Genomic DNA, 11,906 nt, shown 5'->3' with positions numbered 1-11,906 from the left:
TTCCTTCGCAAGAACAATCATCCCAAGTCAGAGGGCATCTGCGTACCCAGACACACCCCAAAACCACATCAACACCGGTGCATCCAGGTTCAACGTCCCAATTCCTACATCGTCGTCAGGGGTACCCAGCACGACCGGGGGCAGACGAGGTGACGGGGGAGGATTCCGGACGCTCAACGTCCGGAATCCTCCCCGGTCGACCACGCCGCCATCCAGCAGCACGACGAAACAGGGCCCCACCGACGACAGACCCAGGACGTGCACGGCCCCGACTCCCACACCAACAGACCGAGCGTGGAGGATCCGGGACGTTCAACGTCCCCAATCCTCCACACTCGACCGGTCACACCAGCGGGCAGCTGAATACGAATCCGCCAGAACCCAACGCCACTCACGACCCTCTCGTGAGACTGCGCAAAGTACTCAAAACGGGCGTTCCGGCTGGTGAGAGTGTCTCTTGTGGCCGGTTAGATCTCGTCCCAGGGGTTGCTCTCGTACGCCTCGGTCAGGATCCGGCCGGTCTCCGCCGCGAACGGCAGCGCGACGTCGTCCACGGACGCCACCGGCCAGCCGACGGATTCCGAGTTGGTCAGGAACATGGCGTCGAACCCCGGCAGATCCGCCGGACGGACTTCGCGGGTCTCCTGCGGGACTCCGTAGCGCGTCAAGCCGCGCCGGATCAGTTGCTGGCTGATTCCGTCCAGCACGGGAGCCTGCGGCCAGACCACCGTGCCGCCGTCGAGGAAACCGACGTTCCAGATCGACGCTTCGCTGATCCGGCCCTGATAGTCGACGAACACCGCGTCGTCGTAACCCGCCATCATCGCCTCACGAGCGTGGTGGACCAGGCCGAACGTGCCGACGTGCTTGACCTCCGGCAACACCCGTTCGTAGCTCACGGAGCGCAGGCGCAACGGCGTCAGCTCGTGTTCCTTCGGCGGCCCTGTCCGGACGAGGACATCCGGGGCGGCGGGCGCGCCGGGATCGGACCAGTCCATCGCGCGGGAGAAGATCAGCACCCGCACGGACAGCGCGTCTTCACCCCGGATGGCCTGCCGGACGTAGCCGCGCACCGCCTCGGTGTCGAGTTCGCTCGCGAACATCCGCCGGGTGCTCGTCTCGAGCCGCCGAAGGTGGAGGTCGAGACCTCGGACCTTGCCGTCGCGGACCTGCATCGCGGTGAAGTGGCCATAGCCGAACGCGCCCGCCAGGTCTTCCGACCGGGCGGGCGCGCCGTTGAGTTCCAGCTTCAAGTCAGGCGACCGTGACGCCGGTGAACTTGACCTCGGTGTTGGGCGGGCCGGTCCCGTCGCCATTGCCACCCTGGACGTTGGCGCCGGCCTTGGCGACCTTGTCGAGCACCTTCAGGCCCTCGTCGGAGATGCTGCCGAAGACCGAGTACTCCGCGGGCAGTTCAGCCTCGCCGTAGACCATGAAGAACTGGCTTCCGCCGGAGTTCGGCTGCTGCGTCTTCGCCATCGCGAGGATGCCGCGGCCGTACTTGATCTCCTTGAACGCCTCGTCCGGCATGGTGTAGCCGGGGCCGCCCATGCCGCTGGCCTCGGGGTCGCCGCACTGCAGCATCTGCAGGCCGCTGGTGCCGAGCCGGTGGCACTTGGTGTCGTTGAAGTAGCCCTGCTGGGAGAGGCTGATGAAGCTCTGGACGGCGCACGGGGCGAGCGCCCGGTCCAGCGTCAGCGGGATGTCGCCCGCGGTGCTCTTCAGCACGACGTTCACCGTGCCGTTCGAAGAGACGTCCTTGCCCTCCGGCTTGTTCACCTTCTTCGACGCCTGCTTGGAGGAGTCGTCCTTGTAATCGCAGGCCACCGGGTTCGCCAGCGGCGTCGGCCGCTTCGGCAACGGAGTGCGCTCCGTGGGGATGGTGACCTCGGGGGTCGGAGGAGCCGAGCTCGGGGAAGCGTCGGAGGCGGCGTCGTCACCACTGTTAGTGCTGACGATCCACCACACCGCGCCTGCCACGATCGCGACGACGCCGACGACCGCCACCGAGCCGACGATCCTGCGTCGCTTGGCCCTCTCGGCCCGATGCACGATCTGTCGCTCGAGCTTGCGCTTCGCGGCTTCGCGGCGCTGCTGGTTGGTCGGCACCCGCCCTCCCGGTTTCCACTCGATGTCACACGTCTGAGGTAGCGGAAGTCTATGGGCACAGCCTGTGAGACCCCCGTACAGGGGCCGCTAGGCTTACTTGATCGTGATCAGGGCCATCCTGTCACCTGTTCGGCGGAAGATCTGAGGAGGCGTTTCGTGCTGGTTGTCGGATTTCCGGCAGGCCCCCTCGAAGCCAACTGCTACCTGCTCGCCGCGGACGGCGGCGGGGAGTGCGTGATCGTCGATCCCGGAGAGGGCGTCGCCGAACCGCTCGAGGCGGCACTTTCCGGACACGGCCTGACGCCGGTCGCGATGCTCGCCACCCACGGCCACCCGGATCACGTCGCCTCGGCGGACGAGATCGGCACGCGCCACGGGATACCTCTTTATCTGCACGAGGCGGACCGGCCACTCCTGGGGCCGGGCGCCGGGGAACGGAAGGACGGGATCGTGTCACTCGCCGATGGCCCGCTCAGGCTGGCCGGACTGGAGATCACGGTGTCCCGCACACCGGGACACACCGCCGGTTCGGTGGTCTTCGGGCTGACCTCCGCCGAGGGCGGCCGGATCGTGCTCACCGGGGACAGCCTGTTCGCCGGTTCGATCGGCCGGTCCGACGGCGACGGCGACGAACTCGTGCGGTCCCTGGGCGCCAAGGTGATGACGCTGCCGGACGACACCGTCGTCCTCCCGGGGCACGGCCCGGCCACGACGATCGGGCAAGAGCGGGCGGGCAACCCGTTCCTGGCCGGGACGGGCGCGTGATGACCGAGCCGACCGGGACGCCCGAGACCCCTGAGCGTCTCCCGCTTTTCCACGACGACCCCAAGCTCCGCCGCAGGCGCGGCTGCTCCAGCATCGCCGGTGTGGTGATCTTCGCGGCCGCGTTCGGCGGGATCGCCGGGCTGATCGGCGGCGAGATCGTCGGACTCGTGGTCGCCGGGGTGATCGCGCTGCCGCTGATCTACATCATGTTGTACAACCTGCGCCGCCGGGTCTGGCTCGAAGCCGACACGCTCATCGTGCGGACCTGGGGCGTGCGTCGGATCGACCTGACCGCGGCCGAGCGCATCGACCTGGTGATCAGCGACGTGCGTGGCACCCGGACGGTCAGCCTGCTGGTCAACGCGGGCAAACGCCGCAAGGTGGCGAAGGTCGACCTGGCCGTGTACTCCGGCGCGGGCGGCCGCGAACTCGGCATCCTGCAACTGCGCAAGCTGGCGAACGCGCTGCTGAACAACACCGACGCGAACGGCCTGGTGTTCTCGGAGCTGCTGGTGGCGCAGCTGAAGTCGGAGGCACGCGGGGACGCGGCGGCGGAACGGCCGCTCTACCGGCTGGCCTCGGCGGCTCCCAGCGGGAAGTACATCCAGCGGTTCACGATGGAGGCCGTCAGCCGCTTCGTGGCGACCTTGGACTGAGCCGCGGAGCCTTCCCGAGTGTCATGAAAGGGTCTTTCAGGACGAAATATGTCCTGAAAGACCCTTTCATGACACTTGCCCAGCGTGGGCCTCGGCGGCTTCCAGCTTCTCCAGCCTGGCCTTGATCTCTTCCAGCTGGTAGACGATCTCCGGCAGCTCGCCCGCGGCGAAGGTCGCCAGCCGCTCCGAATGCTTGAGCGTCGCTCGCACGTCGTCGAGCGCGGCGGCGATCCTGGGGACCGCCTCGACGGCCTCCAACGTGGAGACGAGTACACGCCGCGCGACGGCGGTCAGCTGTCTCGGGACGGCGAACAGGGCGTCGAACATGGCCCCTCCGATCACGCGGCGAACCTCGGGTGCGGCCTCTTCGTACCCGACTCCGGCCCGTGATCGCGAGGGGGACTCGCCCTTTGGGGTGCCTGTGGCTACAGGGACTCTTGAGGCTCCCGCGAGGCGATCAGCGCGGCCAGCACGGTGGTGACCGGGACCGCCGCGACGATCCCGACGCTGCCGGCCAGCGTCCGCACGATCTCCTGCGCGATGTCCTCCGCACCGAGGATCGAACCGAGCCCGACCCCCGAAAGCGACGTGTACAGCAGCACCGGCAGCGCCGCCCCCGCGTACGCCATCACGAGCGTGTTGACCGCCGAACCGACGTGGTCACGGCCGATCCGCAGACCCGCGCCGTAGAGCTCGCGCCAGCCCAGCGACGGGTTCGCCCGCCGCAGTTCCCACACCGCGCTCGTCTGCGTCACCGTGACGTCGTCCAGCACGCCCAGCGCGCCGATCACGACACCCGCCAGCAGCAGCCCGCGCGCGTCGATCCCGTGCCCGAGCGAGCCGATCAGCTGCGACGTGCTGTCGTCCAGGCCGGTCAGCGAGGCCGCGGCCGAGAAGATCGCCGACAGGACGCCGATCAGGATCAGGCTCACCAGCGTGCCCAGCACCGCCACCGAGGTTCTCGCGGACAGCCCGTGCGTCAGGTACAGCGCGACGAACATGATCGCGCCCGCGCCCGCGATCGCCACCAGCAGCGGGCTTTCCCCGGCGAGGATCGACGGCAGCACGAACAGCGCCAGCACCAGGAAGCTCAGCCCGAGTGCGATCAGCGCGGCGAGCCCCTGCCAGCGGCCCAGCACGATCACCGCGAGCGCGAACAGCCCGGCGAGCAGCAGCAACGGCGTCCCACGCTGGAAGTCGACGATCTGGAACGACGCGGGATTCGCGACGTCGCCGCCGTTGTAGGACAGCACCACCTTGTCTCCCGCGGCGAACCGCGGCGTACTCGGCTCGATCGGGAGCGTCAGCTTCAGCGGCTTCCCGGCCCCGGGGCCGTCGGTCATCGTCACTTCGCTGGTGAGACACGGTTTCGCGTCCGGCGGCGGCTCGCCGACCTGGACCTGGCCCTCGGCGAGGCACGGCCCGGTGATCGTCGCGGTGACCGTCGCGCTCACCGGGGTCCCCTGGGGGAACACACTTTTCGCCGGATCCTTGCCCCACGGGTAGAGCAGGATCATGCCGGCGACCGTCGCGACGGCGAGCGGGATCAGGAGCCACATCAGCAGCTGCCGGACCCGGCGCGACGCGGGCGCGGCGGGTCCGTGACCGTGCGAGTGCCCATGACCGTGTCCGGCAGGCTTGGGTTCGGGCTTCGGTTCCGGCTTCGGTTCGGCCGCGCGCCGCTTGCCCGGCTCGGCCGATCGGGGCCGCTGTGCCGGGGGCCGGGGACGTCGTGCGCCCTCCGGCGGCGGGGTCCGGCGCGGCGAACGGGACGTTCCGGGCGAACGATCGGACGGGGTGTCCGTTACCCGGCGAATCGGGCCGGTGTCGTCGTCGGAGATGTCGCGGCGGTTCACCCGCATATCCTCCACAGTCCGTGACGCGTCCCGCACACGGCCTAGCCGAACGCCTGCCTCAGGTGGACTCGGCGGTAGGCCGAAGGAGGGGTGTCGAAGTGGTCCAGGAACGCTTGGCGAAGGGTCTCGGTCGACCCGAAACCGCATCGCCTCGCGATCGAAGTCAGCGGGAGTTCGGTGCCGCACAACAGTTTCGCCGCGTTCTCGGTCCGTGCCGCCCGCACGTACCTGCTGGGCGTGGTGCTCAGGTGCGCGTCGAACAACCTGGTCAGCTGCCGGGTGCTGATGCCCGCCCGTTCGGCGAGGACGGTGGTGCCGAGATCACCGGCGAGGTGTTCGGCGACGTACGCGGTGATGTCGCGGACGAGCCGGTTCTCCGGTGGCGGACCGGACAGGAACATGCTCACCTGCGCCTGATTGCCCGGCCGCTGCAGGTAGGTCACCAGCATGCGGGCGACCTCCCTGGCGACGCTCGGGCCGTGGTCCTCCTCGACGAACGCGAGCGTGAGGTCGATCCCGCTGGTGACGCCCGCCGCCGTGTAGACGTTGCCGTCGCGCACGTACAGCGGCACCGGGTCCACGTTCACCAGCGGATAGTTCGTCGCGAGCCGGTTGGCGAATCGCCAGTGGGTGGTGGCGCGGCGCCCGTTGAGCAGTCCGCACGCGGCGAGCACGGTGGCGCCGGTGCACACCGAGGCGACGCGACGGCTCTGCTGCGCGAGCCTGCGGACGTGGGTGACGAACCTCGGGTCGGCGGCGGCAGCCTCGTGCCCGGTGCCGCCCGCGACGATCAGCGTGTCCAGTTCGCCGGCCACCTGGTCGAGCCGGTGCTGCGCCTGGAGGACCAGCCCGGACTCGCAGCGGATGCCGCGGCCGTCGACGCTGGCGAGCATGATCTCGTACCCCGGCTTGCCGCCGAGTTTGCTCGCGGCGTCCAGGACGTCCGCCGGACCGGCGATGTCGAGCATTTCGGCATTGCTGTAGCCGACGATCAACACTCTTCTGGGTGAACCCGGCATGATCGAACGCTAGCAGTAGCGCCCGGCCGTCGGACGTTGTTCGCAGGAATCCGGACATCCGGCCCGCCGAGGTCTCGTCCCTGCGACACGGTTGTCCCCATGACAGACGACAAGAAGACCATCGCCTTCGTGGTGTACCCGGGGATGACCCCGCTCGACATGGTCGGGCCGCTGACCGTGCTGGACGGGATGGCGAGTTCGGGACAGGAGTACCGGACGGTCGTGGTCGGCGAGACGAAGGACGCGGTCGTCACCGACAACCCGTTGAAGCTCGTGGCGACGCACACCTACGACGAGGTCCCGTCGCCGTACGCGCTGCTCGTGCCCGGCGGCGCCGCGCCGACACTGAAGGCACTGGCCGACGAGAAGCTGATCGGCTACCTGCGGAAAGCGGGGGAGAACGCGGAACTCGTGACCTCGGTGTGCACGGGATCGCTGCTGCTGGGGCAGGCCGGTCTCCTGGAGGGCCGCCGGGCGGCGACGCACTGGATGTTCCGCGAACTGCTGGGCGCCTTCGGGGCGGAACCGGTCGCCGAGCGCTGGGTCGAGGACGGGAACGTGATCACCGCCGCCGGGGTGTCGGCGGGGATCGACCTCGCGCTGCACCTCGTCGAACGGCTCGTCGGCGCCGAGATCGCGCGGACGATCCAGTTCGTCATCGAGTACGACCCGGAGCCGCCGCAGGGCCCGCTCGACTGGTCGAAGCGGCCGTACGGGGACCTCAAGCCGTTGCTGGAGCACACGCTGAACGAGGCGCTCGCGGACGAACCCGCCTTGAGGGACAAGCTGCTCGCGCACACCGGATAGCGAGGGGGGCGGCCATCCGGGTGAGAAACCGCCGAAACGGGGACTGCGCCGGGTTACATTCGGGTCATCCGTCCAGGTGATAGGTGGTCAGTGGAGTTCAAGGTGCTCGGCCCGCTCGGGGCCTCCGTCCCGCTCCCGTCGGCGGCTCAGCCCCGTCGGGTGCTCGCGGTGCTGCTGACCAGGCCGAACGAGTTCGTCCACCGGGACACCCTCGTGGACGAGCTCTGGCCGCGGGATCCGCCGTCGAGCGCCGCCGCGGTCGTGCAGATGGCGATTTCCAAGCTGCGCAAGGCGTTGTCGCCCGGGGTGCCGGTGGACGACGTCCGGCAGCGGCTGCGGGCGGGCCGGGGCGGGTACCGGCTGACGGTGTCGGAGGGGGAGCTGGACGCCGCCGGCTTCTCCGGGCTGGCAGGCTCGGCCGCGACGGCGACCGGCGCCGAACGCAGGGCGCTGCTCGAACGGGCATTGGGGTTGTGGCGCGGCCGGGCGTTCGCCGACGTCCCGGCCGGTCCGCTGGTGGAGGCGCACCGGCTGTGGCTCGAAGATCAGCGGTGTTCGGTACTGGGAAGGCTCGTGGAACTGGAGCTCGCGACCGGTGACCACAAGGCGGTCGCCGACCGGTTGGGACCCGAACTGGCCGCCCGGCCGGGTGACGAGCGCTTCGCCGGGTGGCTCGCCGAGGCGCTGCACGGGCTCGGTCGCCGGGACGCCGCGCTGGCCGTCCTCGACCGGTGCCGTCAGGCGCTGTGGGAGCACGCCGGTGTCTCGCCGGGGGAGAACCTGCTCGCGACCCACCGCCGGATCGCCGGAACGGGCTGGTCGGCTGGAGGTCCACCGTGCGGCCTTCCCCCGGCGACGCCGGACTTCACCGGCAGAGCCGGGGAACTCGCGGACGTCGCACGCGCAGTGCGGACTCCCGCGCCGGTCGTGTTGCACGGCGCCGCGGGAGCGGGGAAGAGCACGTTGGCCGTCCAAGCCGCGTGGCGGACGCGCAAGCGGTTCCCGGACGGTCAGCTCGTCGCCGATCTGCGGGAGACCGGCGATGTACTCACCGGGTTCCTTCGCGCGCTCGGCTTCGCGGAAGCGGAACTCCCCGCCGACCGCGCCGGGCTGATCTCGTTGTGGCAGAGCCACACCGCGGACCGGCGGCTGCTGGTGATCCTCGAAAACTGCCGGTCCGAGGCCGAGGTGCGGCCGTTGCTGCCGAGCGGTCCCGGCTGCGCGACGATCGTGACGACGAGGCGACGGCTCGCAGGGCTGGTCGGGGCGCGACCGGTCGAGATCGGTCCGCTGCCATACGCGGAATCGAGGCTGCTGCTCGGCGCGGTCGCCGGAGAGGGACGGCTGGCCGCCGAACCGGACGCCGTCCGCCGGGTGCTGGCCTGTTGCGACGGGCTCGCGCTGGCGGTGCGCGTGGCGGGGATGAAGCTGGTGCAGCGGCCGAGACTGAGCGTCGCCGAGTTCGCGGCGCGGCTGGAGCACGAGCGCCTGCGCCTCGACGAACTCGCCGCCGGAGACCTGGCCGTCCGCCCGGTGCTCGCCGCGGCCCTCGCCGAGCTTTCGTCAGGACAGCGCGACTCCTTGCGGTTGCTCGCTTTTCCCGGCGCGACCGAGGTCGCCGACTGGTTCGCGACGGCCCTGCTGGGTCGTTCGTCCCGCGAAGCTGCCGAGCTGCTCGACGACCTGGTGGACGACCATCTGCTCCACGTCGAGCCGGATCAGGCCGGTTTCCCCCGGTACCGGCTGCCGGGGCTGGTCCGGCTCGCGCATCGGGAAGCGCCGGACCCCGTGGCTCTCCGGCGTGCGCTGACGGTGATGGCGGCGTTGGCCGAACACGCTTCGGCCGCGCTCGGCGCCGAGTATCCGCCGCCTCGGCGCATCGACGCGCCTGCCGTGGCCGCGGACCGGGTCGCGGCCGATCCGGTCGGCTGGCGTGCCGCGGAGTCCGCGAACCTCGCGCTCGCCGTCCGGACCGCGAAGAACCACGGCTGGACCGAGCTGACCGCGCGGCTGGCCGAGGCCTACAGCGACCTCGTCGGTCCTCGGAACGGCGGTTCGGCCGCCTGGCTCGGGTTCGGCGTCGTGCGCGATCGCCTCGACCTTCCGGCGGAGGCGGAGAAACTGCTGAAGCTCGGCCATTCCCACGCCGACGCGGGGGATCTGGCGCGGGCGAGGACCTGCTATTCGCTGGCCGAGGCCCGCTTCCGCTCCTCGGGCGATCCGCGGGGCACCGGGGCCGCGCTCGTCGCGCTCGCCGACGTCGACGCGGACTCCGGCCGGACCCACGCGGCTGTCGGCGCGCTGCGGGAGGCGCTGGACCTGTTGCGGGACTGCGGTGACCTCGCCGGGCAGGCGATGGCGTCTTCCCAGTTCGGCTCGCTCTGGGACGACCTCGGCGACTTCCGGCGGGCGAAGGAATGCTTCGACGCGAGCCTGCTGCTCTCGTTGCATTGCGAAGACGGGCACCAGCACGACAGATCCGCCAAGCGGTACGCCGACGTCCTGCGACGGCACGGCCGCCTGGACGAGGCCGGCGATCTGCTGACGAGCGCGCTGACCGGCACCCGGAGCTCGCGCGAACGCCACTGGGAGGCGCACGTCCTGCGCAGTCTCGGCGATCTTCACGCGAAAGCGGGCGACGCGGGGGAGAGCGAACTCTGTCTTTCGCGGTCATTGGAGCTGTTCGAAAACGCCGGGCACCGGCACGCCGCCGCGTACACGCATCGGAGTTTCGGCGAATCCCTGCGGCTCGCGGGCGAGCACGTCCGGGCCGCCGATCATCTGGGACTCGCGATGAGCACGTTCCGCGAGCTCGGTGACCGCCGGGGCGGCGGATACGCCTTGCTCAGCTTCGGGCGCCTGCGGGCGGATGAAGGCGCCGCGACCGAAGCCGCCGAAGGGCTCCGCACCGCCGCGGGGCTGTTCCGTGAACTGGGATTCCCGGTGTGGGAATTGCGCGCGCTCAAGGACCTTTCCGCCGTCGACACGGGCACACGCCAGCGAGAGCGGACTCGTGAAGCCTTGACGAAGATCCGCTTCGGAACGACCCCGGCATAGCCCGCCGAGGGACCACCGGCCGCCGAGTTTGGCGAAGTTATGGCCCCGGCGTGTTGACTCTCGCTCAAGTGAGCGGACTTCGCGCCGCCCCGAAATCGCGGAACTGGGGGTGGCGGCGCGTGCTCGTGGCCGGGTGACGCCTTCCGAGGGCAGGAGGCGTCACCCGGTTCGTCGGCCTAGCCGTTCACATGCAGGAGGACGTCCGCCTCGTCGAGGAGCCCTTGGTCGAGCGGGAAGTAGCCCTGCCGCGGAACAGGATCGGTCCGGACGCGGGCGGACGGTACGTCGGAAGCGGGGAGCAGGCCCCAATCCGTGGTGACGTGCTTCCGCAGGAAGCCCTCGTAGGTGTCGGGCTCGGGCTCTTCGAGCGCGATGGACTCGCATCGGCCGAGGCTGGTCGCGACGAAGGTGTAGCGATCGCCGAGCAACGGGGCCACCAGCGCGCCGGCGGGGAACCAGGTGACGTCCGTTCCGGCCATGCGCATCGTGCTCGGCCGGCGGCGCAGGTGGAGATTGTGGGCGAAGACCAGCGTCCTGCCTCGTCCGGCTTCGGCGGCGCGGATCTCCAGCAGATTCCGAGCCATGATGGCGTCCCTGACCGCGGACAGTGGCATGTACCGCTCGTTCGGCTCCAGGGGTTCCGCGCATTGCCTGTGGTAGCGCAACATATCGATCCCCGCCATGAGGTGGAGTTCCGCCCGTGACCACGCGTCCGTGACCGGTTCCGGTTTCCGCGAGCGGAGCGCGGCGAGCAGCTCGGCCGCGATCGCGCGCAGCCGGTAGGCCTCTGCCGTGGCGCCGATCGACGAAGCCGCCTCCATGACGGCTTCGGTGCGGCTCCAGCGTTCGTCGTCACCGGCCGGACCCGCGATGTCCACGTCGAGCTCCAGGAAATCGCGGGCGTACTCGAGATAGCGCCGCGGACTGGGCGCCGAGGTGTTCTCGGTCTGCGTGTCGAAGCCGTGGAACGACAGCCGTTCCGAGGGAGGACGGTTCTCGTTGAACTCGCGCATCCAATCGATCAGCCGCCGGTTGGCTTCGACGGTGCCGAAGACGTGGGTGAAGCCCTCGCTCATCGCGAGGTCGAGGGTTCCGGTCCCGTCCTGGACGTGGTCGTTCGCGACGAGCGCGGCGACGCGGTCGGTTTCGAGGGCGATCGAGCGGAAGCCACGGTCGACCAGCTGCGCGAACAGTTCGTTGCGGATCTCGGCGAAGACCGGGGTCGCGTGCGTGGGCTCGCCCAGGCCGAGCAGGTCGCAGGAGGGGGTCACGAAGTCTCGGATGTCTTGACTCATGAGGTTCAAGCGTATCGTTGATGCTTCAGTTGAAACTTTGGCCGCGTTTCGGGAGTTGGGCTGCGGGCAAGGTTCAAACGGGTGGGTAGGTGGTGGCGCCTCGTCCGCCTCCTGTACTTGGAAGGGGGCCTTCACGCGTAGCCGCTGTGACTACTGGTGCGGCCGGGGCGATCCTGAGTTAGTGAAGGCCTCCTTCGCTACCTTCAGGGTAGGTAAGGAGGCCTTCACTACCTGGCTGCGAGCTACCGCGGCCAGAAGCGACCGCCCCATTCCGGCGGAGCCGTTCCCAAGTCCGTGAAGGCCTCCTTGAGGGACCCAGAGTCCCTCAAGGAGGCCTTCACG

General features: G+C 69.9%; 10 protein-coding genes. 4 read left to right on the top strand and 6 right to left on the bottom strand.

The window, feature by feature from the left end:
* Window positions 1–467 precede the first annotated feature (467 nt).
* Together ACFWMR_RS40185 and ACFWMR_RS40180 are read right to left on the bottom strand one after the other, a co-directional pair.
* Complete coding sequence (locus ACFWMR_RS40185; protein WP_378382186.1) at window positions 468–1,253, bottom strand: aminotransferase class IV family protein; 786 nt, start codon at window positions 1,251–1,253, stop codon at window positions 468–470.
* A 1-nt stretch (window position 1,254) separates the two neighbouring features.
* Window positions 1,255–2,109: a peptidylprolyl isomerase gene (locus tag ACFWMR_RS40180; RefSeq protein ID WP_378382185.1), complete on the bottom strand. Its 855-nt coding sequence runs from the start codon at window positions 2,107–2,109 to the stop codon at window positions 1,255–1,257.
* Between the two features lie 156 nt (window positions 2,110–2,265).
* On the opposite strand from ACFWMR_RS40180, the gene ACFWMR_RS40175 reads away from it, so the two are divergent.
* Both ACFWMR_RS40175 and ACFWMR_RS40170 read left to right on the top strand, forming a co-directional pair.
* Window positions 2,266–2,874: an MBL fold metallo-hydrolase gene (locus tag ACFWMR_RS40175; RefSeq protein WP_378275457.1), complete on the top strand. Its 609-nt coding sequence runs from the start codon at window positions 2,266–2,268 to the stop codon at window positions 2,872–2,874.
* Complete coding sequence (locus tag ACFWMR_RS40170) at window positions 2,874–3,530, top strand: hypothetical protein (RefSeq protein ID WP_093938299.1); 657 nt, start codon at window positions 2,874–2,876, stop codon at window positions 3,528–3,530. Before ACFWMR_RS40175 ends, ACFWMR_RS40170 begins: the two co-directional genes overlap by 1 nt.
* 66 nt (window positions 3,531–3,596) lie before the next feature.
* Here the strand turns inward: ACFWMR_RS40170 and ACFWMR_RS40165 are convergent, their stop codons facing one another.
* From ACFWMR_RS40165 to ACFWMR_RS40155, 3 genes are all read right to left on the bottom strand, one after another.
* Window positions 3,597–3,872, bottom strand: a complete 276-nt coding sequence (locus ACFWMR_RS40165) for a hypothetical protein (RefSeq protein WP_378382184.1) — start codon at window positions 3,870–3,872, stop codon at window positions 3,597–3,599.
* 83 nt (window positions 3,873–3,955) lie between these two features.
* Complete coding sequence (locus ACFWMR_RS40160) at window positions 3,956–5,386, bottom strand: YibE/F family protein (RefSeq protein ID WP_378382183.1); 1,431 nt, start codon at window positions 5,384–5,386, stop codon at window positions 3,956–3,958.
* 41 nt (window positions 5,387–5,427) lie between these two features.
* Complete coding sequence (locus ACFWMR_RS40155; RefSeq protein WP_378382182.1) at window positions 5,428–6,405, bottom strand: GlxA family transcriptional regulator; 978 nt, start codon at window positions 6,403–6,405, stop codon at window positions 5,428–5,430.
* Between the two features lie 99 nt (window positions 6,406–6,504).
* Here ACFWMR_RS40155 and ACFWMR_RS40150 point away from each other — a divergent pair, with 99 nt between their 5' ends.
* Together ACFWMR_RS40150 and ACFWMR_RS40145 are read left to right on the top strand one after the other, a co-directional pair.
* Window positions 6,505–7,212 carry a DJ-1/PfpI family protein gene (locus tag ACFWMR_RS40150; protein WP_093938303.1) on the top strand — a complete coding sequence of 236 codons (708 nt, stop codon included), beginning with the start codon at window positions 6,505–6,507 and terminating at the stop codon, window positions 7,210–7,212.
* Window positions 7,213–7,302: 90 nt separating this feature from the next.
* The gene (locus ACFWMR_RS40145) at window positions 7,303–10,269 is read left to right on the top strand and encodes an AfsR/SARP family transcriptional regulator (RefSeq protein WP_378382180.1); all 2,967 of its coding nucleotides are present in this window, start codon (window positions 7,303–7,305) and stop codon (window positions 10,267–10,269) included.
* A 176-nt stretch (window positions 10,270–10,445) separates the two neighbouring features.
* On the opposite strand, the gene ACFWMR_RS40140 is transcribed toward ACFWMR_RS40145, so the two are convergent.
* Window positions 10,446–11,564 carry an erythromycin esterase family protein gene (locus tag ACFWMR_RS40140; RefSeq protein WP_378382179.1) on the bottom strand — a complete coding sequence of 373 codons (1,119 nt, stop codon included), beginning with the start codon at window positions 11,562–11,564 and terminating at the stop codon, window positions 10,446–10,448.
* Window positions 11,565–11,906: the final 342 nt, after the last annotated feature.

It is taken from the genome of Amycolatopsis thailandensis, assembly GCF_042723255.1.
GTDB classification, from domain to species: Bacteria; Actinomycetota; Actinomycetes; order Mycobacteriales; family Pseudonocardiaceae; genus Amycolatopsis; species Amycolatopsis thailandensis.
Note: the sequence above shows the minus strand (reverse complement) of the source record. Positions and strands in the feature narration are given on the sequence as shown.

What these genes read in the sequence shown, in the direction of transcription:
- ACFWMR_RS40170 (WP_093938299.1), top strand. Translation starts at nt 2,874, where the DNA reads ATGACCGAGCCGACCGGGACGCCCGAGACCCCTGAGCGTCTCCCGCTT.
- ACFWMR_RS40155 (WP_378382182.1), bottom strand. Translation starts at nt 6,405, where the DNA reads ATGCCGGGTTCACCCAGAAGAGTGTTGATCGTCGGCTACAGCAATGCC.
- ACFWMR_RS40150 (WP_093938303.1), top strand. Translation starts at nt 6,505, where the DNA reads ATGACAGACGACAAGAAGACCATCGCCTTCGTGGTGTACCCGGGGATG.
- ACFWMR_RS40140 (WP_378382179.1), bottom strand. Translation starts at nt 11,564, where the DNA reads ATGAGTCAAGACATCCGAGACTTCGTGACCCCCTCCTGCGACCTGCTC.